The sequence below is a fragment of the Rhodococcus sp. IEGM 1354 genome (assembly GCF_030056855.1).
Taxonomy (GTDB): Bacteria; Actinomycetota; Actinomycetes; order Mycobacteriales; family Mycobacteriaceae; genus Rhodococcoides.
In genome coordinates, this window is the sequence record NZ_JASHKT010000006.1 from 26225 (window position 1) to 52184 (window position 25960).

The window sequence follows — 25960 nt, forward strand, 5'->3', positions numbered from 1 at the left end:
CCCCACATGAGCACCCCTGCAGCAGGACCGGTTCGGCAGGCCACCGGCATCGACGGAACGAACATCGTCTACCGCGTCATCGGTGACCCGGCGGCGAGACCGCTGGTTCTGCTGCACGGGTGGGCGCAGAGTTCGGCGTGCTGGGGCGACGGGCTGCTGGCCGATCTGTCCGCGCGCTATCGCGTCGTCGCCGTCGACCTCCGTGGTCACGGTTACTCCGATGCCCCCGCGACCGGATACGACGATTCGAAGATCTGGGCCGGGGACGTGGCCGCGGTGCTGGACGCCGAGAACATCACGGCAGGCGCAGTGCTGCTGGGGTGGTCGTACGGCGGGCTGGTGATCTGCGACTATCTCGCGACCCACGGCTCGGACGCGATCGCGGGCATCGTGCTCGTCGGCGCGATCACGAGCATCGGCAGGGGAGAAGCCGGCGGACGGGTGGGCACGGCCATGCGGGCGGCGATCCCCGGGGCGATGGCCGAAGAACCGCGTATCGCCATCAAGGCGCTGGGTAGTTTCGGTAATGCGTTGACAGGCCCCGTCGAGGGAAAGGGCACCGAGGCGCAGGCCCTGTTCGGCCTGACCCTGTCCACCAGGCCGAGGGTTCGCGCCGCGCTGTTCGATCGGACCGTCGGCCACGACGAGCTGCTGCGCAACCTCGATCTTCCCGCATTCGTGCTGCACGGAACCGCGGACACCGTTGTCGATGTCTCGGCCGGTCGGCACGCCGCGGACCTGATTCCCGGAGCCGGCGCGTCGTACTGGGACGGCGTCGACCACGGACCGTTCGTCGCCGATCCGCAGCGCTTCCTCGGCGAGGTGAGCGAATTCGTCGACAGTCTGGACGGGTGAGCAAAAGCGCAGGCCGTGCGAAGCGGCAGACGTGGCGACGTAATGTGGAGGCGTGCACGCTGAAGAAGTGACTGGACGCCGGCTGAACAGGGTCGCTGTGTTGTCCTTGCATACCTCCCCGCTGGCGCAGCCCGGAACGGGCGATGCCGGGGGAATGAACGTCTACGTATTGCAGAGCGCCAAGCAGTTGGCCGAACGCGGCGTCGAGGTCGAGATATTCACCCGCGCGACGTCGTCGAGCGATGCGCCGGTCGTCGAGGCTGCTCCCGGGGTGCTGGTGCGCAACATCGTCGCGGGCCCGTTCGAGGGTCTGGACAAACACGACCTGCCCACGCAACTGTGTGCGTTCGCGGCCGGGGTGCTCCGCGAGGAAGCTCGGCACGAGCCCGGCTACTACGACCTGGTTCATTCCCACTACTGGCTGTCGGGTCAGGTGGGTTGGTTGGCGCGTGATCGCTGGGGAGTGCCGTTGGTGCACACGGCGCACACCCTCGCCGCCGTCAAGAACGCGTCCCTGGCTCAGGGCGACGCACCCGAGCCCGCGGCCCGTCAGATCGGCGAGCAGCAGGTGGTCGCCGAGGCGGACCGGCTGATTGCCAATACGACCGAGGAAGCGAAGTCTCTCGTCGAGATCTACGGAGCCTCGCAGGACTCGATCGACGTGGTTGCCCCGGGAGCCGATCTGGCGCAATACAATCCGGGAGACAAGCGGGCCGCACGCGCGGAACTCGGACTCTCCCAGGACGAGGCCGTCGTCGCATTCGTCGGGCGGATCCAACCTCTCAAGGCCCCCGACGTTCTGGTCGCTGCGGCCGCCGAAGTGCTGCAACGACATCCGAGCATGCCGCTGCGGATACTGATCGTCGGTGGACCGTCCGGCAGCGGGTTGGACCGACCCGACAGTCTGATCGATCTGGCCGACACGCTCGGAATCACCCCGCATGTCACGTTTCTGCCGCCGCAGCCGTCCGCTCGCCTGGCGCAGGTGTATCGAGCCGCCGATCTCGTTGCGGTGCCGAGCTACAACGAATCGTTCGGACTGGTGGCGATCGAAGCCCAGGCCTGCGGAACACCGGTTCTCGCAGCCGATGTCGGCGGGCTCGGTGTCGCGGTGCGATCGGGTGAAACCGGGCGACTGGTGCAGGGACACCGCATCACCGACTGGGCCGACGCCTTGGCGTCGATGCTCGTCGATCGAGCAGCGTTGTCCGAGATGGCAATTGCCGCACCGCTCCATGCGCGAAACTTCTCGTGGGAACACACCGCGGACGGCCTGATCGAGAGCTACCGGCAGGCCCGCTTCCACTTCGATCGAGGCGAGGAACCGAGTGAATTCTCGCCGCGTCGAGTCCGAGGATTGTCGAAATTGCGCAGATCGGGAGCAGTGACTGCATGAGCGAAACCGCTGAACTGATCGACCAGGTCCTGAAGGATCGCGAACTGGACTACACGCGGCGCGGCGAGGTGTTCACCGTCGAACTGCCCGGGGAACGCAAACTCAAGACGACGACCATGGTGACCGTCGGACACCACGGGGTGCGCATCGAGGCATTCGTCTGCCGCAAGCCCGACGAGAACTTCGAGGGCGTCTACAAATACCTGCTGCGTCGCAACCGTCGGCTGTACGGAGTGCATTACACGATCGACAAGGTCGGCGACATCTACCTGGTGGGCCGAATGTCGTTGCGCGCCGTCGACGGTGACGAACTCGATCGGATCTTCGGTCAGACCCTCGAGGCCGCCGACGGCGACTTCAACGTGTTGCTCGAGCTGGGTTTCGCGGAGTCGATCAAGCGCGAATGGGCCTGGCGTGTGTCACGCGGTGAATCACTCGCGAATCTGAAGGCGTTCGAGCACCTGGTGGCCAGTGGCAGCAGCGACGAACCGGAACATCCGTAACTCGCCGGAAACGGCTGGGTATTGCCCTCGGTAACGTCCGGTTCCTAGCCTGAGGGCATGACCAGGCCCGAGGACACTCGCCCGCCGCTGCTGCAGATGTTCGGCTACGGCATGCAGCACATCCTGTCCATGTTCGGCGGTGTCATCGCCGTCCCGATCATCGTGGGCGGAGCAGCGGGTCTGTCCGGGGCCGATCAAGCACTGCTCATCTCGTGCGCGCTGTTCGTCAGCGGCGTCGCGACCGTGCTGCAGACCGTCGGAGTTCCCTTCTTCGGCTCGCAACTGCCGCTGGTGCAAGGCATCTCGTTTGCATCGGTGTCGACGGTGCTGACCATCATCGGCAGCGCCGAGGACGGTAGAACCGGATTGCGGACGGTCCTCGGGGCCGTGCTGGTGGCCGCGCTGATCGGTTTGGCCATCGCCCCGTTCTTCTCGAAGATCGTCCGCTTCTTCCCGCCCCTGGTGACCGGAAGCATCATCACCGTCATCGGGCTGTCGCTGATGCCGGTAGCCGCGCGCTGGATCACCGGCCAGGAAATGGTGGGCGGTGCGCCGAACCCCGACTACCTGAACCCCGGCAACATCGGACTGGCGATGTTCACCCTGTTTGCAGTGCTGGTGATGACCAAGATCGAGGTGCTCTCGCGCCTGTCCATCCTGCTCGGGCTCGTCGTCGGGACGATCGCAGCACTGATCGTGGGCAAGACGGACTTCGGCGGCGTTGGCGACGCCGCGGTGGTCGCGGTGCCCACCCCCTTCGCCTTCGGCTCACCGATCTTCGCCGTCGGCGCGATCGTGTCGATGACGATCGTGATCCTGGTGGTGATGGTCGAGACGACGGCCGACATCCTGGCCGTGGGAGAGGTCGTCGGAACCGACGTCGACTCGCGACGTGTCGGCGACGGTTTGCGCGCAGACATGGTCTCCTCGGCCGTCGCCCCCATCTTCAACACGTTCCCGGCCACGGCGTTCGCACAGAACGTGGGACTGGTTGCGATGACCGGCATCAAGAGCCGCTTCGTCGTCGCCCTGGGCGGCGGCGTGCTTGCGCTGCTGGGTCTTTCGCCGGTTCTCGCGGCGGTGGTCGGCGTGGTTCCGCTGCCCGTGCTCGGCGGTGCCGGAATCGCCTTGTTCGGAACCGTCGCCGCCAGTGGAATCCGCACGCTCGGCAAGGTGAACTACGACAACAACGCCAACGTCGTCATCGTGGCGGTGACCTTGGCTTTCGGTCTCATTCCTGTTGTTGCCAGCGACTTCTGGGACGAGTTCCCGAACTGGTTCGTCACGGTGTTCCATTCCGGAATCAGTGCCGCAAGCATTGTCGCAGTGGTGCTCAACGTATTCTTCAACGTATTCAAGCCCGGTACGCCGTCGAATCCATCGGTGGTCGCTGCGGGCCCGGCAGTGATGGTGCGCGAGGACGAAGCACGGGTACTCGGCAAAGGCGGGACCTTGCCCGGCAAGGTTGCGCCCGACACCGATACCTGAGTGAAATCCTGCGCACCCAGGTTCGCGCGAGTACCGTCCCGAAACAGACGAAACACATCGATATTGGAGGACATCTTGTCATTCGTTACCCGCACGAGTACGCGGAAGGCAGCACTCGGCGGCGTCGCGTCGCTCGGTGCCATCGCCCTGATCGCAGGCTGTGGATCCGCACCCGAGAACGAAGGATCGGGCGGGGGCGGCTCGAGTGACTTCCTGCCCTGCATGGTCTCCGACAGTGGCGGATTCGACGACAAGTCGTTCAACCAGCTCGGATTCGAGGGACTCACCGAGGCCGCAGGCGAGCTCGGCGTCGAGCCGCGCACCGTCGAGTCCGCGTCGCCCACCGACTACGCCCCCAACATCAACAACCTCGTCGATCAGGGCTGCAACCTGATCGTCACCGTCGGATTCGACCTGGCCGACGCCACCAAGGTCGCGGCCGAGGCGAACACCGACATCGATTTCGCGATCATCGACGACTCGACGATCGACCTGCCGAACGTCAAGCCGCTGACCTACGACGCGTCGCAGTCGGCATTCTTGGCCGGTTACGCCGCCGCCAGCTACAGCAAGACCGGAGTCGTCGGCACCTTCGGCGGTTCGCAACTGCCGACCGTCACCATCTTCATGGACGGTTTCGCCGACGGTGTGAACTACTTCAACGAGCAGAAGGGCAAGGCAGTCCGCGTCATCGGCTGGGACGTGCCCTCCCAGAACGGCTCGTTCACCGGCGGATTCACCGCCAACGAGGTCGCCAAGAACACCGCCCAGGGCCTGATCGACCAGAACGCCGACGTCATCTTCCCGGTCGGTGGACCCATCTACCAGAGTGCGGCGCAGGCGATTCGGGATTCCTCCCGTCCGGTGGCACTGATCGGTGCCGACGCCGACGTCTTCGAGTCCGACCCGTCGGTCGGTGACCTGCTGCTCACCTCGGTGACCAAGGGCCTCAAGACCAGTGTCGACGAGGTAGTGGCCAACTCCGGTGCCGACAAGTTCGACAACAGCCCGTACGTGGGAACGCTGGAGAACGACGGCGTCGGTATTGCACCGTTCCACGATTTCGAGTCCCAGGTCGACCCCGCACTGCAGGGTGAACTGGACACGATCAAGGCCGGCATCGTCGACGGGTCCATCACCGTCGAATCGCCGTCGGCACCCAAGTAGCCCCGGTCGTAAAGGGATATGAAGCTCGAACTTCGCGGTATAACCAAACGATTCGGCTCGTTGATCGCCAACGATCACATCGATCTGACGGTCGAATCCGGCGAGATCCACTGCCTCCTCGGTGAGAACGGTGCAGGCAAGTCCACGTTGATGAACGTGCTCAGCGGCCTGTACCGCGCCGAGGAGGGCCAGATCCTGCTCGACGACGTCGAGCAGAATTTCGCCGGTCCGGGCGAGGCGATGACTGCCGGAATCGGCATGGTGCACCAGCACTTTATGCTGATTCCGGTGTTCACCGTCGCCGAGAACATCGTGCTCGGCAACGAAACCACCTCGCTCGGTGGACGACTCGACCTCGTGGCAGCACGGAAGCTGGTACGGGAAATTTCCGCGAGGTTCGGCTTCGACCTCGACCCCGATGCTCTCGTCGACGATCTTCCCGTCGGCGTGCAGCAGCGGGTCGAGATCGTCAAGGCGCTCTCACGAGAAGCCAAGGTGCTCGTGTTCGACGAGCCGACGGCCGTGCTGACGCCGCAGGAAACCGACGATCTGATGCGGATCATGCGGGAGCTTGCGGCGTCGGGCACCACCATCGTGTTCATCACCCACAAGCTCCGTGAAGTGCGCGAAGTAGCAGACAAGATCACCGTCATCCGGCTCGGCAAGGTCGTCGGCGAAGCGAAGCCGACGGCAGGCAACACCGAACTCGCCGCGTTGATGGTGGGACGTGATGTGCAGCTTACCGTTTCGAAGGAACCGGCCGAGCCGGGTGCTGCAGCATTGGTCGTCGAGAACCTGTCGGTGTTCGACGCCCAGGGCAACAAGACCGTCGACGACATCAGTCTCGAAGTCGCCGCAGGAGAAATCCTCGCCATCGCCGGCGTGCAGGGCAACGGCCAGACCGAATTCGTCGAGGCGCTACTCGGCTTGCAGGAGAACGTATCCGGAAAGATCGCCCTCGACGGCCGCTCGCTCGTCGGGGCGACAGTTCAGCAGGTGCTCGACGCCGGCGTGGGGTTCGTGCCCGAGGACCGGACCGTCGACGGCCTGGTGGGGGAGTTCTCGATTGCCGAGAACCTGATGCTCGACCGCTCCATCAGTGAGCCGTTCGTGAAGCGCGGAGCGGTACAGCGGGACTATCTCGACACGTTCGCGTCGGAGAAACTGACCGAATTCGACGTGCGGGCACCGGGAATCGGAACCGCTGTCGGACGCCTGTCCGGTGGTAACCAGCAGAAGGTGGTGCTCGCGCGCGAACTGAGTCGCGATCTGCGACTGTTCGTCGCCGCGCAGCCCACTCGCGGAATCGACGTGGGATCCATTGAATTCGTACACAAGCGCATCGTCGCCACCCGGGATTCGGGGATTCCGGTCATCGTGGTGTCGAGCGAACTGGACGAGGTCGCCGCACTGGCCGACCGCATAGCCGTCATGTATCGAGGAGCAATCGTGGGAATCGTCCCCGGGGATACGTCCCGCGAAACACTCGGATTGATGATGGGCGGCGAGCGCGGTGAGTGAGACCGCACAGCCCTCCAAGCCTGTGGAGCCCTCCACATCCCAGGAACCGTCGCAGTCGCATGTGGTGCTTCGGCAGATCTTCACCGGCAGTGCCATCATCTCGGTTCTCGCGGTCCTGCTTGCGCTGATCGTCGGTGCCGTCCTCATTGCCGCGACCAACTCCGGCGTCCAGGAATCGGCAGGCTACTTCTTCTCCCGTCCGTCGGACATGCTGACGGCGATCTGGGATTCGGTGTCCGGCGCGTACTCCTCGCTGTTCCAGGGCTCGGTGTACAACTTCCGTCGTCCCGGGTTCGAGAACGGGATCCGGCCGTTGACCGAGACGTTGACGTTCGCGACACCGCTCATCGTCGCCGGACTCGGTGTGGCCCTTGCCTTTCGAGTCGGAATGTTCAACATCGGTGGTCGTGGCCAGATGCTCATCGCCGCCGCGTGTGCGGGCTGGGTCGGTTTCGGAGTGAGTCTGCCTGCCGGCATCCATCTGCTGGTGGCCGTCGTCGCAGGCGTTCTCGGCGGCGCCGTCTGGGGAGGCATCGCCGGATTCCTCAAGGCCCGCACCGGCGCCCACGAGGTGATCGTCACGATCATGCTCAATTACGTTGCGTTCTATCTCATCTCGTACCTCCTGCGTACCCCCGGTGCGCTGCAGGCGCCGGGATCGAACAACCCCAAGACGGCCCCCATCGAATCGACCGCCGTCTTCCCGAAACTGTTCGGCGACAAGTACAACCTCCATCTCGGGTTCGTACTGGTGATTCTCGTGACCGTCGCGGTGTGGTGGCTGCTCGAACGATCGAGCCTCGGATTCCGATTCCGCGCCGTCGGTGAGAACCCACACGCGTCACGCGTCGCCGGTATGAACGTCAACCGCATCTACCTGTACGCGATGATCATGTCCGGAGCTCTCGTCGGACTGGCCGGTGTGGCTCAGGTGCTGGGCACCGTGACCACCGGCTTCAGTGCCGACATCGATGCCGGTATCGGATTCGACGCCATCACCGTGGCCCTGCTCGGCCGATCCAAACCGTGGGGGGTCTTCTTCGCGGGAATCCTGTTCGGCGCGTTCAAAGCCGGCGGGTTCGCCATGCAGGCGGCCGAGGGCGTACCCATCGACATCGTGCTCGTCGTGCAGTCGGTGATCGTGCTGTTCATCGCCGCACCGCCGTTGGTGCGAGCGGTGTTCCGATTGCCCAAACCCGGTGAAGAGAAACTTGCCAAAGCCGAGACCGCGAAGGTGGGTGCACTGTGACCACCTCCGTCGACTCACCCGCCGAGACGGTCCTCGGTCGTAGTTGGAAGGTGCCCACGATCCTCGGGGTCGTGACACTGCTGGCGTTGGTGCTGTTCGTGGTCCGAAAAGGCTCGGGCACCAGTACATTCGCGCTGGCCTCGGAAGACGACTTCTTCGCACTGCCCGCCGTCGGCGTACCGTCGTACGGCACCGGCCTGGTCGTGGTCGTACTACTGGCCGTCATCACCGGCTACGCGGCGCTGCTGGCGTCGCGTTACCGGTCGACGCCGCTGTGGCTGCTCGCCGTGTTCGCGGTGCTGTTCGTGTTCGGATTCCTCGCATGGGCCGCGGACGGGGAGACGATCCCCGTACCCGGATTGCTCATCGGCGCAGTCGCTTTGAGCACACCGCTGATCTTCGGTGCGATGGGCGGAGTGATCTCCGAGCGCGTCGGCGTCATCAACATCGCCATCGAAGGGCAGCTACTGGCCGGGGCTTTCGTCAGCGCCGTCGTCGCGTCGATCACCGGGTCGACCTACGTGGCGTTGCTCGCCGCTCTGGTCGCCGGCGCACTGACCGCGTCTCTGCTGGCCGTGTTCTCGATTCGCTACTTCGTCAATCAGGTCATCGTCGGTGTGGTGCTCAACGTGCTCGTCGTGGGACTGACGAGCTTCCTGTACTCGGTGGTGCTCACCAAGAACGCCGAAACGCTCAACTCACCACCGCGTTTCGCCCGCATCGACATTCCGGTGCTCTCGCAGATTCCGATCCTCGGACCGGTGCTCTTTCGGCAGACGCTCATCGTGTACCTGATGTACATCGCCGTGGCCCTGGTGTTCTTCGGTCTGTTCCACACCAAGTGGGGTCTGCGACTGCGCGCGGTCGGTGAGCACCCACAGGCCGCCGACACCGTCGGAATCAACGTGGCTCGAACGCGGTTCTGGAACGTCTGCCTCGCCGGTGCCATCGCCGGGCTCGGTGGTGCGTACTTCACCCTCGGTTCCGTCGGTGCCTTCGGCAAGGAGATGACCGCAGGTGCCGGCTACATCGCACTCGCCGCGGTCATCTTCGGCCGGTGGGATCCGGTACGGGCCACCCTGGCCGCATTGCTGTTCGGATTCGCGTCGAATCTGCAGAACGTACTGGGCATCATCGGGTCTCCGGTGCCCAGCGAATTCATGCTGATGCTGCCCTATGTGGTGACCATCTTCGCCGTCGCCGGCCTGGTGGGCCACGTTCGAGGACCGGCCGCCGCGGGCAAACCGTACGCGTCCCGAAGTTAGCGACGCTTCTACCTGACTCAGCGGTAGGGTCGCTGTCCGATGTGACCGCTTTCACTGTAGGGTTCGATCATTGTTGCCGCAGTTTTTCGAAGGAGAGCCATGAGCTTCCGCAGTCCCTTTCCCGACGTCGAGATCCCGAATCTGAGCGTCTACGACTTCCTGTTCGGCTCCATCGCCGAGTCCGATCTGGACAAGCCTGCACTCATCGACGGCACGTCGGGTGACGTCACCACCTACAAGAGCCTGATCGGCCAGGTCGACGCGATCGCCGGGGCACTCGCTGCCCGCGGGCTCGAGGTCGGCGACGTCGTCGGACTGCATTCGCCGAACGTCCCCGCATTCGCATCGGTGCTGCACGGCATTCTGCGTGCCGGCGGAACTGCGACGACGATCAATGCGCTCTACACCGCCGAGGACATCGCCAAGCAGCTCACCGGCTCGGGCGCGAAGTTCCTCTTCACCGTCTCCCCGCTGTACCCGCAGGCCAAGGCCGCCGCGGACAAGGTGGGCATCGACGCCGATCACGTCATCGTGCTCGACGGTGCCGAGGGCCACCCGAGCCTGCGCGATCTGCTCACCCAGGGCGCACCTGCTCCCGAGGTTTCGTTCGATCCCGCGACGCACGTTGCCGTGCTGCCGTACTCGTCCGGCACGACGGGTGTGCCCAAGGGCGTCATCCTCACGCACCGCAACCTCGTCGCAAACGTGGCCCAGATGGAACCGCGCGTGGGCATCGACAGCAACGACGCGATCCTGGCGCTGCTGCCGTTCTTCCACATCTACGGCCTGACGGTGCTGCTGAACATCGCGCTCAAGCTGCGCGCGCATCTGGTGACGATGCCGAAGTTCGACCTCGTCGAATTCCTGCGCATCATTCAGGACCAGAAGCTGACGTACCTGTTCATCGCACCGCCGGTGGCCGTCGCGCTCGCCAAGCACCCAATGATCGATCAGTACGACCTCTCGAGCGTGCACACCATCTTCTCGGGCGCGGCACCGCTGGACGAGGAGCTCGGCAAGGCCGTCGCCAAGCGCCTGAACACGCGGGTGCGCCAGGGCTACGGCATGAGTGAGCTCAGCCCCGTCAGCCACGCGATCCCGTTCGATCGCGACGACATGCCGCTCAGCTCGGTGGGCCAGCCGTTGGCCAACACCGAGAACAAGCTCGTCGACCCGGGCACGCTCGAGGAAATCGAGCTGCCCACAGAGGGATTGAGCAAGCCGGGCGAGCTGTGGGTCAAGGGACCGAACGTGATGGCGGGATACCTGAACAATCCTTCCGCCACCGCGGAGACCCTCGACTCCGACGGTTACCTGCACACCGGCGACATCGCCGTCGCCGACCACGAGGGCGTCGTCTACATCGTCGACCGCCTCAAGGAACTGATCAAGTACAAGGGCTACCAGGTGCCGCCGGCCGAGCTGGAGGCGCTGCTGCTCACGCACGAGGAAATCGCCGACGCGGCCGTCATCGGTGTTCTCGACGACGAGGGCGAGGAAATCCCCAAGGCGTTCGTCGTCCGCCAGCAGGGTGCCACGATCGACGAAGAGGGCGTCATCGCGTTCGTCGCCGAACGCGTCTCCCCGCACAAGAAGGTTCGACGCGTCGAGTTCATCGACACCGTTCCGAAGTCCGCAGCGGGCAAAATTCTCCGAAAGGATCTGCGGGCATCGGAAGCCGCAGGCAAGTAGCTCGTTCCTTGCACGACCCCAGCCGCGCCCTCCACCATGCTCGACGGTGGAGGGCGCGGCTGTGTTCGTTTCACACCGGAGCGCTCATCGAATGCCGACGACTGGCATGGAGGTAGTGGTCCACGGTGATCAGTGGGGGACGGTCGACGAGAGACAACGGTGCCACGCTCATCGAGAGCTGACTTCCGGTGGTCGAGAACGTGGTGAACCCGGCTCCGGAATCGCTCAGACCGAGGCGCGAGAACATCGTGGCGATGATCTGCCGACTCATGACAGCCAACTCCGACGTCGGCCGATTTCGATGCCGCCGGGTTCCCAGTCCGACCTGGCCGATCGCGCCGATACCCAACCGGTCGTACGTGTCGAGCAGTACACCGATCTCGACGCCGTAGCCGGGGGCGAACGGAAGTGCTTCGAGGAGGCGACGAGTCGCGGCGTATTCACCGCCCAAGGGTTGCAAGACTCCGGCGAGTTCGGGCCGAAGCGCCGTCAGCAGAGGACGTACCGTCAGCTGCGTGACGCGGCCGCCGCCGTCCTCGTCGGTGGTGTCACCGATTGTCAGCGGCCGACGGTAGAAGCCTTTGACCAACTCGACGTCGTCGGCCATCACCAGCGGTCCGACGAGGGAGGGAACGAAGTGCGAACCGGGATCGACCAGATCGGAGTCGACGAACACCACGATGTCACCCGAGGTGGCGGCCACACCGCGCCACAGCGTTTCGCCCTTGCCGCGAACCACGGGTGTGCCGGGTAGTGCGTCCTCCCTGGAGACGACAGTGGCACCGGCGCAGCGGGCCCGCGCCGCGGTGCGGTCGGTCGATCCCGAATCCAGCACCACCAGCTCGTCGATCAGGCTGCCCAGATGGGGAGTCATCGAGGCGATGACGCCGGCGACGGTGTCTTCCTCGTCGAGAGCGGGCAGCACGACCGAGACGGTCCGGCCTCGTTTGGCCCGGATGATGTCTGCCAGTGGCCACGGTGAGCGGGCCCAGGTGGCAGCCAGAGCCGGAGTGCCCGCAACGTCGGTTCGGTTCATCGCTTTTCCTTCGTCATCGCTCGAGGAATGCACGGCTCAGGACGGGCCGGTCGGCAGCCCCAACGACGGTGCGATCACCGACCACGAATCGTGCAGATCCTGTTGCCAGTAGGCCCAGGAATGGGTCCCGTTGGGTCGGAAGTTGTAGGTGGCCTCGATATTCAACTCCTGCAACCGTTTCCGCATCTGTTGCGAGCACACATCGGTCGTTGCTTCGATCACTGCGCCGACGGCGAGTTGTTGGGCGAGCTTGCCGTAATCGCTGCCGATACCCGGGCCGCCCGGCACGTCGAACGCACCGGGCGCTCCCGTTCCGGAAGAGATGTAGACGGCAATGCCGCGCAGCCCCTCGGCATTGACGTAGGGGTCGTTGGCAATCCAGTCGGCGCTGCCCTGTGGCCCCCACATGTTGGCGGTCGAACCACCGCCGCGGGCCTCGACGACGGACCTGACGTACATCGCACCCACCGGGTCGCTGGTGCGTGCGCATCCACTGAACGCGGCGACGGATCGATACACCGAGGGATGGGCGATGGCCAACTGCAGAACGGACGTGCCTGCCATCGAGATCCCGGCGACCGCATTGGCCCCGTTGCCGTCGAGCAGAGCATCCATCAACGGAGGAAGTTCACGACCGAGAAAGGTGGACCACATGTTTCGGCCCAGTACCGGATCGTCGTGCAACCAGTCGGTGTAATAGCTCGCAGCGCCGCCCCGCGGAACCACCACGTTGACGTTCTTGTCTCCGAAGAAGCCGGCGATGTCGGTCTGATCGAACCAGCTGCTTCCCCCGTCACCGCCCGCCGCTCCGTTGAGTAGATAGAGCGTGGGTGAACCGGGCTGCGCCGACCGAAATACGTCGAGTTGGATATCTCGGTCCATGGCTGCCGAATGCACCCACACGATGTCTCGTCGGTCGGCAATTCCGTCGACGCCGACCACCGACGAGACTGTGTCGGCGGAAGCCGACCCCGCCGTGATCGATAGGAGAACGACGACGGTAGCGAGCACACTCAGAGCCGACAAGGCCGCCTGACCTAGGCGAAATCGACTGGGCATCAACGATTCCTGACATTGTGGGAGCCGCGCACGGCAAACCTCCGGCGAGCGCGATGTGCCTTTGGACGGTAATGCGAATCACTGGTGCCGACAACAATGTTGACGATCCTTCAGTTCTGACACAGATATCCCGCGAATCGTTGTCAATTTTCCAAAATGCTCGTCGACGGGTTTCTCGGCCTCTGCCCGGATGATGCACTGGCCCCTCCGACGCACCTCGCCGCGTCGAATCGCTCTGTCTCCTTCGAAAGGTTGTGTCGTGGTCGCATTCGGACTCATCGACGAGTGGAAGCCCGCTCCAGGACCGCTCACCACGTGGTCACCCACCGTCGCCTCACGAGCTGCTGCCGCGGCTGCGCCCGTCCACCCGGCACCGCCCTCGCACATCCAGCAGGCGTATCTCGAAGCCGCCTACCGCAACCGGGGATCGTCGTTCCGATTCTCTCGGCTGTGCCTGGTGACGTTCAAGATCGACGGCGCACTGGACCGCGTCGCGATGGAACGAGCATTCAACATGTTCGTCACCCGACACGATTCGTTCCGAAGCTGGTTCTCCACGACGGCCGAGGGTTCGACGCGCCACCTCGTCGACGTCGCCGACATCGCGCTCGAAGCGACCGATTTCGGAACGCCTGCGGACTCCGAGGCCATTCGGCGTCACGTGCAGGACAGCACGCCCGGTCCCGAGAGCTGGGACTGCTTCTCGTTCGGAACGATCGAACACGACGATCACTTCGTGGTGTACGCGGCGGTCGATCACCTCGACACCGACGGCATCTCGCAGGCCTTGACCTACTACGAACTGCGCCAGCTCTATCGCAACGCGGTGACGGGGGAGTCCGACGGTCTGTTCACCCCGGGCAGCTACCTCGAGTACTGCCGGCGCGAACGTCTCGAGAGCGACGCGACGACTCTCGAGAGCCCTGCGGTTCGGACCTGGATCGACTTGGTCACCGACAACGGGGGCGATCTGCCGACGTTCCCACTTCCGTTGGGACGCAGCAGTATCGACTACACGCGGACCTCGCACAGCTCGTTCCCGTTGTTCGACGGTGCCACCGCGCGGGCAGTGGACGAGGCGTGTGCAGCCGTGGGAGTAAAGTTCATCGGTGGAATCTTCGCCGCCGCAGCCCTGGCGGAGTACGAGCTCGCCGGCCGGGGCCGCTACCTCGGTCTGACGCCGAAGAGCACCCGGTCGACCCCGGGCGAATTCGCGTCGATCGGTTGGTACTCGAGCCTCATTCCGGTGCAATTCGACCTCGGCGAGCAGCCGACGTTCCGTACCCTCGCGGTGCTCGCGCAGGAAGCATTCGACTCCGGAAAGCTGCTGGCGAACACCTCGTACCACCGGGTGCTCGAGCTGGCCTTGCCGGAGCACGGAATCACGACCCAGCCGGGATGGACCGCGCCGATGATCTCGTACGTCGACGTTCGCAAGTTGCCGGGCGAAGCCGAACTGGACGCGGCAGGGGCCGGTCTCTACGGCAACCGCGGCAGCTCCGAGGAAGTCTTCATGTGGATCAACCGCTTCGAGGACCACACCGGCGTCGAGTTCCTGTACCCGGGCACGGACGAAGCCGATCGTTCGATCGACCTGTACTTCTCCAAGATTTCCGAAATCTACGCCGCCGTGGTCGACAAGGGTGACTACATCCCACAGCCACCCGAGGCTCACGTGTTGGCCCACGAGCTTCCGGACGTCAGCAGGGTATGACGCTCCCTCGCCGCGGGTCGTGGCTGACGCTGGGTGCCTGTCTGCTGGCCGTCACGATGCAGATGATCGACGTCACCGCCGTCACCGTGGCGCTGCCGACGATCGCGCGTGACATCGACGCGTCGGGCACCCAGCAGGTCTGGATCCCCACGGCGTATCTGCTCGCCTTCGCCTGCGCGCTGCTCTCGATGGCGCGCGCAGGTGAGGTGTTCGGCCGCAGAACGGTATTCGTCACCGGCACTACATTGTTCGCAGTGACGTCGGTGCTCTGCGCGTACGCGCCCACGGTCGAACTGCTTGTCCTCGCTCGCGTGCTGCAAGGACTGGCGGGAGCGGCGATGTCGGCCCAGACGGTGGCGATCGTGACAGCGGCCTACTCCGGCACCCGGCGCACCACCGCGTTCGCGCTCTACGGTGGCACCGCGGGGCTGGCCGGACTCGCCGGGCCGTCCATCGGCGCAGCGTTGCTGCACCTCGACATCCTCGGAACCGGTTGGCGAGCACTGTTTCTGATCAACGTCCCGATCGCGGCGGCGGCAGTGATTCTCGGCCGCAGGTTCGTGGCATCGGGTACCGAGCACGTCCCGGCCGGACATGGCGGACGGTTCGACCCGGTCGGTGCCGTCCTGTGGTCGATCGGTGCCCTGCTGATCGTCTGTCCCGTCATGATCAGCTCGAGTGTCGTCGCAGCGTTGCCCGCGGTTGCGCTCGGTCTGGCGATCCTGGCCGGGTTCGCGATGTGGGAGCGTCGTCGACGTGCTGCAGGGGCGCACGTCATGGTGGACATCGGCGTCTTCGGCGAGCGCGGATTCTCCCTGGGCTGCGCGGTATCGGCTCTCGTGTACGGCACGTTCACCGGGTTCGTTCTGACGATGTCGGTGACACTGCAGACCGGACTGGGTGAGAGCGCGGCAACGGTCGGAGCGATCACTGTTCCCTTCGCACTCGGTGCCGTACTCGCTTCCGTGGCCGCGCCGATCTCGTTCCACCACTGGGATTCTCGCGTCGTCGCGGCCGGAGCGGCCGCCATGGGACTGGCTCTGCTCGTTCTCGGCGTCACGACAGAAAACCTCGACCGGGCCGGCTTTCCCTGGTGGGCGGTCGTGCCGCTCGGTGTGCTCGGCGCGGGTCTGGGGTCGGTGATCGCGCCGTTGCAGAGCACCATCGTCGCGGGCGTGGCACCGCACGCCATCGGCTCGGCATCGGGGATTCTGCCGACCGTCCAACAAGTCGGATCGGCTGTGGGAACTGCGGTGACAGGGGCCCTGTACTTCGGTCTCCTTCCTGCGGAGCCGGTTGTCGCCGACTATCTGTCGTCTCAGCGGACGGTGTTGTTCGGGCTGGCCGCGACCATGATGGTGGCCACCGCAGTCGCGGCCGCGCTGCCCCGCGGCGTCATCGAACGCAGCTCGTCGATGGTCTCCCAGGGTGTGCCGTGAATATTCGTAAGTGATTGTTCCGCAACAGTATCCGACAATGCCTCACCCGGACCAGGAGTTCGGGCCGATCGAAATCGAGAAGAGTTACACCATGCTTCGCACCTTCGTGACCTCGACACTCGCAGTCGGGCTGATGTCGCTGATGTTCGTATCTGCTCCCCATGCGTCGGCTGCGCCCGGTGATCCGGCCCCGGTACCCGGCACGTTGTACGCAGCGGCTGCGGACCTGAACGGGAAGAACAACGGCGATGTCGTTGCCACTCGGCGGTTTTCGAGCCCCCTGTATCCCGGTGCAGACATCTGGCAGCTCCAGTACCGGTCGTCCGATTCCCGAGGCGACGCCATCGCCGCAGTGACAACCGTTCTGGCGCCGATGAACCGCGCACCCGGTGGGCCACTACTGTCGTATCAGCCGTTCGTCAATGCGCTCGGGTTGCAGTGCGCACCGTCGGAGTCCCTGTTCGGTGCCGACCCGACGACCGGTGTGCAGGAACGTGAATTCCTCAACCTCGCGCTGATGCGCGGATGGACCGTGGCGGTACCGGATCACCTCGGGCCGAAAAGCGCATACGGGGCAGCCAAATTGGGCGGACAGATCACGCTCGACGGGGTCCGCGCCGCACAACGGGTGCCGGAACTCGGTTTGGCAGCGAGCCCGGTAGGTATGGCCGGCTACTCCGGCGGCGGAATGGCGACGGCGTGGGCCGCGGCGCTCGCTCCCAGCTATGCACCCGAGCTGAACATCGTGGGTGCCGCAGCCGGAGGTGTACCTGCGGATCTGGACAATATCGCTCGCGCGTTGGGTTTTCAGCCCCATCAGGCATTCGGTCTCGCGTTCGCGGCCGCCCTCGGACTCGAACGCGAATACCCGGATCGCTTGCCGATCACCGCGCAGCTCAATCCCACCGGTCTGGCGTTGAAGGATCAGGTGTCGAATGCGTGCACGCCGGTGATCCTTGCGACCGGAGCCTTCAAGAGTGCGCTGGCGGTCTCGACCACTACGTCGTTGGTGGACAGCCCCGAGGCGCAGCAGATTATCGACGAGAACAGTCTGGTCAAGTACGCCGGTGTGCCGACTGCACCCACACTTCTGTGGGGAAGCGACAACGATCCGCTCATTCCGATCGGTGCGTTGCGTGACACTGCTGCTCGGTACTGTGCGAGTGGGGCGACTCTGCAGTTCGACGTCGTTCACGCCCCGCAACACATTCAGGCGGCGTTCGAGGGTCTTCCCGCGGCACTGACATTCCTGGACAACAGGTTCAGGGGTGTCGCGCCGCCGACGAACTGCCTCCGATGAGAAGACTGGCAACCGTCGTCGCTGCTGTGACGACGGCTCTGGTCGCGGCTTCCGCGCCCGGATATGCAGCGGATCTTCCGGTCCTGGCACCGCAGACGCTCGGCGACTTCTCGGTGCAGACTCGGTACTTCGACGTCGCAGTGGGGCCCGAACGCGATCAGCACTGCACCGTCGTCGGAGACGTCTACGTTCCTGTCGGGCTCGGACCGGACCACCGAGCCCCAGCCATCCTGACCAGCAACGGTTTCGGCGGGTCCAAGGACGACCAGGCCGGTGCCGCAGCGAGATTCGCGACGCACGGCTACGTGGTTCTGACGTACTCGGCCCTGGGTTTCGGCGGCTCGACGTGCAAGATCTATTTCGCCGATCCCGATTACGACGGCATGGCCGCATCGGCTCTCGTCGACTATCTCGCCGGTGAGAGCAGCGGGGTGTTCGCCGATCCCGCGCGGACGGTGGCCGCCCCGGCACTGGACGTGGTTCGACTCGATGCTCCGGGTGACCCGCGGGTCGGTTACCTCGGCGGTTCCTATGCCGGCGCAACGGGATTGGCGACGGCATCGATCGATCCACGATTGGACACCGTGGCGTCGATGATCACCTGGAACGATCTGGCGCGGTCGTTGGCACCGGACGGGGCCGGCCGCAGATCCGTCGGTCCGGTCAAGAGCGTGTTCGGTTCGGCATTTCTGGCCGCGGGTGCCGTTCTGACCGGACCGGGCGGCTACGCCGTCGATCCGGCACGGGCACAGGGGTGCCCGAACTACGCCCAGTGGGTGTGCGACGCCGCGTCCGCTTTCACTGCCAACCGCGAACCGGATCCGGGAACTCTGGCGGCGATGCGTCATGTCTCGCCCGTCGACTACCTCGATCGAGTCGATGTGCCGGTGCTGCTCACGCAGGGGCAGAAGGATTCACTGTTCAGTCTCGACGAGGCATCGGCTACGTTCGAGACTTTGCGGGCGCGGGGAGTGGAAACCTCGATGGTCTGGCACTCGTGGGGACACAATGATCGCAAGGGTTATCCGGGGGAGTTCGACATCAAGGCCCCCGACCCGTTCACTCAGCACGAAGCGGCACTGGTGGGCAATTGGCTCGACCGACACCTCAAGGATCGTGACGTCGACCCGGGACCGGCTTTCACCTACTTCCGGGACTGGGTGCCCTATACCGGCGTCGCGTCGCCGGCCTACGTCGAATCCGAGACATTTCCCGTCGGTGCTCGCCGCACGTTCCGGCTGTCGAATGGCTCGCTGTCCGAGGACGATTCGACGAATGGTGCTTGGAAACAGACGATTTCGGGTGCAGGTTCGTCGATTCCCACGACGTTCGGACTGCCGAATCTCGCGGCCGAGTTGCCCGTGCCGCGGGTCTCGCTACCCGGCTCTGCCGCGAACTGGACGACGCCGCCACTGACCGAACCCATCGACGTCGTCGGCGCACCGGAACTGTCCATCGGTCCCACGGTGTCCGGTCCCGCGACCGTCTTCGTCACCGTGCTCGACGTAGCACCCGACGGTGCGCGGAGCCCGATTCACGGACTCCTTGCACCCGCCGTCCTCACCGGATCCGGTGAACCGGTGACCATCTCGCTACCCAGCATCGTCCATCGATTCGACCGCGGGCACCGCGTCGCCGTCGAGATCACCGCGTCGGATCCGTCCTTCGCAGGTGGGCCGGGCCCAGCGGACGTCACTGTGTCCTCGACGGATCCGATCAACCAGCTCTCTCTTCCCGTAGTTCCGTGATCTTCGATTTTGCTCACTCCGAAAGGCTCGCCGTGATCCGAAAACTCTTTACCCTGGGGTCCATCCTGGTGGCACTCTGCGCGTCCCTGTTCGCAGTGGGCACAACAGCATCGGCGGCTCCCGCGCCGACGGCCCCGGATCCGGATGTCTTCTATGCGACACCGGCCGACATCGCCGATCACGCGCCGGGTGACATCCTGGCCAGCCGTCGGGCCGACGCCTGGATGTATCCCAACACCGACATCTGGCAACTGAAGTATCGGTCCACCAACTCCGCAGGTGCACCCGTCGCCGCGGTGACGACAGTGCTGATGCCCCGAGGCAAAGGCGCGGGAACCCCACTGGTGTCCTATCAGGCCGTCATCAATGCTCTGGGCGTCAAATGTGCACCGTCACATGGTCTTTTCACGTACGAGATCGGTGAAGCGCCGAGCCTGTACGTCGGTATGGTCGCCCGTGGTTGGGCGGTTGCGGTGCCGGACTACCTCGGACCGACCGGTGCCTACGGAGCGGCGGAGTACGAAGGCCGTCTCACGCTCGACGGTGTGCGGGCCGTGCAGAACTTCGAGCAGTTGCCGCTGAAGGACAGTCCCGTTGCACTGCTGGGTTACTCGGGAGGCGCATTGGCGACCTCGTGGGCCGGTGCCATGGCACCCACTTACGCGCCGGAGCTGAACATCGTGGCCAGCGTGCACGGCGGAACTCCGGCGGACCTGGGATTGATCGCACAGAACCTGGGCTACAGCGCGATTCCGCACCCCGCCTTCGGAATGGCACTCGCGGCATCACTCGGACTCGAACGTGAGTACCCGACCGAATTCCCCGTCTCGGAGAACCTGAATGCAGCGGGCCTGGCCCTGCGAGATCGCGTGAGCAACGAATGCAGGCGCCCCATCATCATCGGCGGAGCGTTCAAGAGCGCGAGAGATCTGTCGAACGTCGACATCGCGTCCCTGCCCTCTGCGCAGGCGGTACTGAAGAAGAACAGTCTCGTCGACTACGAAGGCGTCCCCACGGCCCCGGTATACATCTGGCATGGAATCAACGACTTCATCACCCCCTACGCACCGGTGAAGGAGACGGTCGACCGCTACTGCGCAGCCGGGGCAACCGTGCAGTTCCGGGCGTATCCACTCGCCGAGCACTTCAGCGGATCACTCGTCGGACTGCCCGAGGCCTACGCCTACGTGGACGCACGATTCAGAGGGGAGCCGGCACCGTCGAACTGCGGCTGATCTCCGCTCGGTCGTTCACATCCCATTTGTCGACTGCGCGCCCTTGCTCCTCGGTGAGCGGGGGCGCGCAGTCGGTAATAAGTGTGTGAGGTTGCCGGGGAACCGAGAGGTTGCTCGCCGCGTCCAACCAGATGTGACTACAACGCGGTGGTGGGTGACGGGTGCGGTCGGACTGATGATGCTGGTCGCCGGATGTGGTGAGTCGACGCCGAGTGCACCGAATGCTGCGTTGCCGACGTCGACGACTGTTGCGCCCATCGCAGCCGAGCCCTGGGACCCCTGCACAATCCCGGACAGTGCCGTCGAAGCTGCGGGATTGGATGTGGAAAGCGAGGAACCGGCCCTCCGCGGGGGAAACTCCGCGACATCCGAGTGGAAAGTGTGCAGTTGGAAGAACCCTGACCCCGGATCTTGGTTCTACGTCGGGGTGTTCTCGTCATTTCACGATCTCGAGTATTTGAAGCAGAACGAACGCTTTCAGGAATTCGGCGAAGAGGTCGACGGTGGAGTGGAGTTCCGGAGGGCAGGCCAGGCGGTCGAGGTCAATTGTGGCTTTGCGAACGAGGTCGACGGAGGAATCGTGTACTTCATTCTTGACGGACGCGGTTCTCGGGCCCCGTTGGGCGACCCGTGCATCGAACTCGACCGAGTCGCCAACGCGCTTGACGAGTTTCTGCCACCCCGCACGAACTAGACCGAATTCAGGAGATTCACTGTGGCTACTGGCTCCGAACACCTGTGGAATGCCGTGGAGAGGTGGCGTGTGCTGTCCGAGCAGGCGGAGGCAGGAGTCCTCGAAATACCCGAGGAAGTCGCGTCTCGTTGCGACACGGTGTGCGCAGATTACTTGGACCACCTGGATGACATGTTGACCAAGACCGCCTATCTGGTTGATTTCGACGCATTCGGCACGCTTCCTTCAGCTCGACAGCTGGGGCGCAAGTTCAAGCGACTGGCCGATGGTGAGGAACGGTCGGCGGCTGTCGCGATCAGGCAACATATCGAGGTCGTCGAATTGATGCGCTCGGTGTTTCGTCGCTATTTCGTCGACACCGACGAGGTCGATCAGATTATGGGCGCTCGCGTCGGCGAGATCGGGGCGGCGCTGGGGGAGTAGATCCGCAACCTCACACCCTTTCTCTGGACCTCGCACCCCCGCTCTGCGCGGACCTCGTGCGCGCGGTCGGCAAAACGGGTGGGAGGTGCGGCAATTGCTAGGGCCTAACCGTCGACCATGCCCGAAATGTCCGTAAGGGCAACTACGGCAACGCAATCGCGACAACATTCGCGAATCGGATGCCTTACTCTGCCTTCGTGAATCTTTCCACGGCCCGGCTGGTACAGATGCGTCCGCGCGATCCGAACGAACCGCATCGCGCGGCGAGTCCACTCGAATTGTTCTTCGACCTCGTGTTCGTCGTGGCTGTCAGTATCGCGGCGGTGCAACTCCATCACGCGCTCACCGAGAACCACGTCGCCGACGGTCTACTCAGCTACGCGCTCGTATTCTTCGCGATCTGGTGGGCGTGGATGAATTTCACGTGGTTCGCCACGTCCTTCGATACCGACGACTGGCTTTATCGAACGCTGACCGTCGTACAGATGGCCGGCGTGCTGGTGCTCGCCGCCGGAGTCGAATCGGCGTTCGTGGACAAGGATTTCGCGGTCGTAGTGCTCGGCTACGTCGTGATGCGCGTGGCGATGGTGACGCAATGGGTTCGAGCGTCTCGCACCGGTGACTACAAGAAGACCGCACTGACATACGCGACAGGCATTGCGGGCGTTCAAGTTCTGTGGATTCTCTGGCTGGTGCTGTTCGACGGCACGGCCGCCATCATCTTGTTCTTCGTACTGGCAGCGGCGGAAATGGCGGTCCCATTGATCGCCGAACGCAGCGGGTCGACGCCATGGCACCCGCACCACATCACCGAACGCTACGGACTGTTCACGCTGATACTGCTCGGCGAGAGTCTGCTCGCATCGGCCAACGCCATCATCGAAGCGCTGCACGACGAGACGGCTCTGGCACCGTTGATCTCGATTTCCGTCCTCACCCTCGTCGTCACCGCGAGTCTGTGGTGGATCTACTTCTGGCCGCCGCATCACCGGGCAATCGGAAAGTTCGGCAACTCGCTGATCTACGGCTACACGCACTACTTCATCTTCGCCGCGGCGGGCGCGTTCTCGGCCGGCATCGAAGTCGAGATCGATGTGCTCACCGAACACAGCAAGCTCGGCGACGTCGCCGCGTCGTTCACCGTCACGGTGCCGATTGCGATATTCGTCCTCGGCGTCTGGCTGATCGCCATCCGCGCCCACGCGGATCGCGTCGTCAACATCGCAGTTCCGGTCGGTGCCGTGCTCGTGTTGTTCGACCCGATCATTCCCATCCCGATCACCCTCACCGCGGTCGTCATGATCCTCGTCGTCGGCGTACTCGTCGCACGCGGGCCGGCGGAGTCAGAGCATGAGAAACTGACCACATGAGTATCGGAACCCTGATCCTGCTTCGTCACGGCGAGAGCGAATGGAACGCGTCCAACCAGTTCACCGGCTGGGTCGACGTGCGACTGACCGAGAAGGGCGAGGCCGAGGGCAAGCGCGCCGGCCAGCTCCTCGCCGAGGCGGGCGTCCTGCCCGACCTGCTGTACACCTCGCTGCTGCGCCGCGCGATCAGCACCGCGAACCTCGCGCTCGACGCGGCCGATCGGCACTGGATTCCCGTCGTGCGTGACTGGCGTCTGAACGAGCGTCACTACGGCGCGCTGCAGGGCTTGAACAAGGCCGAGACCAAGGACAAGTACGGCAACGAGCAGTTCATGCTGTGGCGTCGTAGCTACAACACACCGCCGCCCGCGATCGAGGTCGGCAGCGAGTTCAGCCAGGATGCCGATCCTCGTTACGCCGATCTGGACAGCGTTCCGCTGACCGAATGCCTCGCCGACGTCGTCGAGAGGCTCATCCCGTACTTCGAGGAGACGATCGTCGCCGACCTGAAGGCAGGCAAGACCGTGCTCGTCGCCGCACACGGCAACTCGCTGCGTGCGCTCGTGAAGTACCTCGACGAGATCTCCGACGCGGACATCGCCGAACTGAACATCCCCACCGGCATCCCACTTCAGTACGACCTCACCGAGGTCGACGGCAAGCTGAAGCCGACCAATCCGGGCGGCACCTACCTCGATCCGGAAGCAGCGGCTGCGGGTGCGGCCGCCGTGGCAAACCAGGGCGGTAAGTAACTCCGCCACGCACAAACCGGCAGTTTGTCGAAACTGCAGGTGAACGAACGAAGAACACTGCCGACGAGGGCTATGACGACCAGGGAAATGCCTGCACCCTGCGTATGTGAGCCGTCCATCGAACGTACGATTCCGGTGTGAGTGTTGCATCGGCCGTACTACTGGCAATTGCCGCGGCCTTCGTGGGATACCTCGTCGGCGGTGTTCTGATCCCGTACCTCAACACTCGACACTCGGAGCGTCGCCGCGCCACCTCCGGATTGACGATGTCGCAGGTCCTGGACCTGATCGTGCTGGCGTCGGAGAGCGGTATCGCCGTCGTCGACCAATTTCACGACGTCGTGCTGTCCAATCCACGGGCCGAGGAGCTCGGCCTGGTGCGTAACCGTTCCATCGACGAGCGGGCGTGGGCCGCGGCGACGAAAGTGCTGTCCGACGGTAATCCCGTCGAAGTCGATCTCAGTGCCAAGGCCCCCCGGCCCGGCCGCGACAAGATCGCCGTTCGGTGCGTCGCGAGACTGCTCAGCAAAGAGGACCGACGGTTCGTCGTTCTCTTCGCCGACGACGATTCCGAGCAGGTACGGATGGAAGCCACGCGTCGTGACTTCGTGGCCAACGTCAGTCACGAACTCAAGACACCGGTCGGTGCGATGAGCCTGCTGGCCGAGGCGCTGCTCGAATCCGCCGACGATCCCGACTCCGTCCGGCACTTCGGCGGCAAGGTCGTCGCCGAATCCAAACGGCTGGGCAACATGGTGACCGAGCTGATCGCGCTGTCGCGTCTGCAGGGGGCCGAGAAACTGCCCGACCTGGAAGTGGTGGACGTGGACACCGTCGTCAACGAGGCGATGGACCGATCCAAGCTCGCCGCCGAGAACGCCGGCATCTCCGTCACCACCGACCATCCGAGCGGGCTCGAAGTGCTCGGTGACCAGACGCTCCTGGTGACGGCCCTGGCCAACCTCATCCAGAACGCGATCGCGTACTCCTCCGACGGTTCACCCGTCTCGGTCAGTAGGGCACTGCGCGGATCGAACGTCGCGTTCGCCGTCACCGACCGCGGAATCGGTATCGCCAAGGCGGACCAGGAACGCGTCTTCGAAAGATTCTTCCGCGTCGACAAAGCTCGGTCGCGGGCCACCGGCGGCACAGGCCTGGGCCTGGCTATCGCCAAACACGTCGCAGCCAACCACAACGGCAGCATCTCGCTGTGGAGCAAGCTGGGCACCGGATCCACCTTCACCCTCCAGATCCCCGCGTACTTCGAAGAAGAAGACGACGCCGCGGTTACAGAAAGAGAGAATCAGTGACCAACGTTCTGATCGTGGAAGACGAAGAGTCGTTGGCCGATCCACTGGCCTTCCTGCTCCGCAAAGAAGGGTTCGAGGCCACCGTCGTCGGCGACGGACCGTCGGCGCTCGCGGAATTCGATCGTGCCGGCGCGGACATCGTGCTGCTCGACCTGATGCTTCCCGGAATGAGCGGTACCGACGTGTGCAAGCAATTGCGTTCGCGCTCAGGCGTTCCCGTCATCATGGTGACCGCGCGCGACAGTGAGATCGACAAGGTCGTCGGGCTCGAGCTCGGTGCCGACGACTACGTCACCAAGCCGTACTCGGCTAGAGAGCTGATCGCTCGTATTCGCGCCGTACTGCGCCGCGGCAGTGACGCCGAGGTCGACGGCGGCACCGACACCGGAGTGCTCGAGGCCGGTCCGGTGCGGATGGACGTCGAACGTCACGTGGTGATGGTCGGATCCGATCAGATCACGTTGCCGCTCAAGGAGTTCGACCTGCTCGAGTACCTGCTGCGCAACTCCGGCCGGGTACTGACTCGGGGCCAGTTGATCGACCGAGTGTGGGGTGCGGACTACGTGGGCGACACGAAGACTCTCGACGTGCACGTCAAACGACTGCGCTCGAAGATCGAAACCGACCCGGCCAAGCCGGAACACCTCGTCACCGTGCGCGGTCTGGGCTACAAACTCGAGGGGTAGAGCCTGCGGCATGTGAGTGGAAACGCGTAGTGGGCTACGAGCTTCCACTCACGTGCGG

At 64.5% G+C, this 25960-nt stretch carries 22 protein-coding genes; 20 read left to right on the forward strand and 2 right to left on the reverse strand.

Annotated features, from left to right (window positions below; all coding sequences use genetic code 11):
• Window positions 1-6: 6 nt before the first annotated feature.
• From QM588_RS14390 to QM588_RS14430, 9 genes are all read left to right on the forward strand, one after another.
• A complete protein-coding gene (locus tag QM588_RS14390) occupies window positions 7-855 on the forward strand; it encodes an alpha/beta fold hydrolase (RefSeq protein ID WP_283314229.1) in 849 nt (282 codons plus the stop codon).
• Window positions 856-922: 67 nt separating this feature from the next.
• The gene (gene mshA, locus QM588_RS14395; RefSeq protein WP_283314231.1) at window positions 923-2251 is read left to right on the forward strand and encodes a D-inositol-3-phosphate glycosyltransferase; all 1329 of its coding nucleotides are present in this window, start codon (window positions 923-925) and stop codon (window positions 2249-2251) included.
• Complete coding sequence (locus QM588_RS14400) at window positions 2248-2754, forward strand: YbjN domain-containing protein (protein WP_283314233.1); 507 nt, start codon at window positions 2248-2250, stop codon at window positions 2752-2754. Before mshA ends, QM588_RS14400 begins: the two co-directional genes overlap by 4 nt.
• Before the next feature lie 57 nt (window positions 2755-2811).
• Window positions 2812-4242 (forward strand): nucleobase:cation symporter-2 family protein, encoded by a 1431-nt coding sequence (locus QM588_RS14405; RefSeq protein ID WP_283314235.1) that lies wholly within the window; start codon window positions 2812-2814, stop codon window positions 4240-4242.
• 75 nt (window positions 4243-4317) lie between these two features.
• Window positions 4318-5409, forward strand: a complete 1092-nt coding sequence (locus QM588_RS14410; protein WP_283314237.1) for a BMP family lipoprotein — start codon at window positions 4318-4320, stop codon at window positions 5407-5409.
• 18 nt (window positions 5410-5427) lie between these two features.
• The gene (locus QM588_RS14415; protein ID WP_283314238.1) at window positions 5428-6930 is read left to right on the forward strand and encodes an ABC transporter ATP-binding protein; all 1503 of its coding nucleotides are present in this window, start codon (window positions 5428-5430) and stop codon (window positions 6928-6930) included.
• Window positions 6923-8179 (forward strand): ABC transporter permease, encoded by a 1257-nt coding sequence (locus QM588_RS14420; protein ID WP_283314239.1) that lies wholly within the window; start codon window positions 6923-6925, stop codon window positions 8177-8179. The genes QM588_RS14415 and QM588_RS14420 overlap by 8 nt, the downstream gene beginning before the upstream one ends.
• Entirely contained in the window at window positions 8176-9444 is a 1269-nt protein-coding gene (locus tag QM588_RS14425) for an ABC transporter permease (RefSeq protein ID WP_283314240.1), read from the forward strand. Before QM588_RS14420 ends, QM588_RS14425 begins: the two co-directional genes overlap by 4 nt.
• A 99-nt stretch (window positions 9445-9543) precedes the next feature.
• Complete coding sequence (locus tag QM588_RS14430; RefSeq protein ID WP_283314243.1) at window positions 9544-11136, forward strand: AMP-binding protein; 1593 nt, start codon at window positions 9544-9546, stop codon at window positions 11134-11136.
• Window positions 11137-11206: 70 nt separating this feature from the next.
• Here the strand turns inward: QM588_RS14430 and QM588_RS14435 are convergent, their stop codons facing one another.
• Window positions 11207-12172 carry a glucosyl-3-phosphoglycerate synthase gene (locus QM588_RS14435; protein ID WP_283314245.1) on the reverse strand — a complete coding sequence of 322 codons (966 nt, stop codon included), beginning with the start codon at window positions 12170-12172 and terminating at the stop codon, window positions 11207-11209.
• A 36-nt stretch (window positions 12173-12208) separates the two neighbouring features.
• Complete coding sequence (locus QM588_RS14440; RefSeq protein WP_283314248.1) at window positions 12209-13231, reverse strand: alpha/beta hydrolase; 1023 nt, start codon at window positions 13229-13231, stop codon at window positions 12209-12211.
• 259 nt (window positions 13232-13490) lie between these two features.
• On the opposite strand from QM588_RS14440, the gene QM588_RS14445 reads away from it, so the two are divergent.
• The 11 genes from QM588_RS14445 to QM588_RS14495 all read left to right on the forward strand — a co-directional run bounded on the left by QM588_RS14445 (window position 13491) and on the right by QM588_RS14495 (window position 25902).
• Window positions 13491-14945 (forward strand): condensation domain-containing protein, encoded by a 1455-nt coding sequence (locus QM588_RS14445; RefSeq protein WP_283314249.1) that lies wholly within the window; start codon window positions 13491-13493, stop codon window positions 14943-14945.
• Window positions 14942-16384, forward strand: a complete 1443-nt coding sequence (locus QM588_RS14450; RefSeq protein WP_283314250.1) for an MFS transporter — start codon at window positions 14942-14944, stop codon at window positions 16382-16384. The genes QM588_RS14445 and QM588_RS14450 overlap by 4 nt, the downstream gene beginning before the upstream one ends.
• A gap of 91 nt (window positions 16385-16475) precedes the next feature.
• Window positions 16476-17684 (forward strand): lipase family protein, encoded by a 1209-nt coding sequence (locus tag QM588_RS14455; RefSeq protein ID WP_442972935.1) that lies wholly within the window; start codon window positions 16476-16478, stop codon window positions 17682-17684.
• The gene (locus QM588_RS14460) at window positions 17681-19432 is read left to right on the forward strand and encodes a CocE/NonD family hydrolase (RefSeq protein WP_283314253.1); all 1752 of its coding nucleotides are present in this window, start codon (window positions 17681-17683) and stop codon (window positions 19430-19432) included. Before QM588_RS14455 ends, QM588_RS14460 begins: the two co-directional genes overlap by 4 nt.
• A 35-nt stretch (window positions 19433-19467) precedes the next feature.
• Complete coding sequence (locus QM588_RS14465; RefSeq protein ID WP_442972936.1) at window positions 19468-20667, forward strand: lipase family protein; 1200 nt, start codon at window positions 19468-19470, stop codon at window positions 20665-20667.
• Window positions 20668-20800: 133 nt separating this feature from the next.
• Entirely contained in the window at window positions 20801-21361 is a 561-nt protein-coding gene (locus tag QM588_RS14470) for a DUF3558 domain-containing protein (protein WP_283314257.1), read from the forward strand.
• Window positions 21362-21382: 21 nt separating this feature from the next.
• The gene (locus QM588_RS14475) at window positions 21383-21784 is read left to right on the forward strand and encodes a hypothetical protein (RefSeq protein WP_283314259.1); all 402 of its coding nucleotides are present in this window, start codon (window positions 21383-21385) and stop codon (window positions 21782-21784) included.
• 227 nt (window positions 21785-22011) lie between these two features.
• Window positions 22012-23154 carry a low temperature requirement protein A gene (locus QM588_RS14480; protein ID WP_283314804.1) on the forward strand — a complete coding sequence of 381 codons (1143 nt, stop codon included), beginning with the start codon at window positions 22012-22014 and terminating at the stop codon, window positions 23152-23154.
• Complete coding sequence (locus tag QM588_RS14485) at window positions 23151-23906, forward strand: phosphoglyceromutase (protein WP_283314261.1); 756 nt, start codon at window positions 23151-23153, stop codon at window positions 23904-23906. The genes QM588_RS14480 and QM588_RS14485 overlap by 4 nt, the downstream gene beginning before the upstream one ends.
• Window positions 23907-24043: 137 nt before the next feature.
• Window positions 24044-25216, forward strand: coding sequence for a sensor histidine kinase (locus QM588_RS14490; protein ID WP_283314263.1), 1173 nt, complete (start codon window positions 24044-24046; stop codon window positions 25214-25216).
• Window positions 25213-25902, forward strand: coding sequence for a response regulator transcription factor (locus tag QM588_RS14495; protein ID WP_027498361.1), 690 nt, complete (start codon window positions 25213-25215; stop codon window positions 25900-25902). Before QM588_RS14490 ends, QM588_RS14495 begins: the two co-directional genes overlap by 4 nt.
• Window positions 25903-25960: the final 58 nt, after the last annotated feature.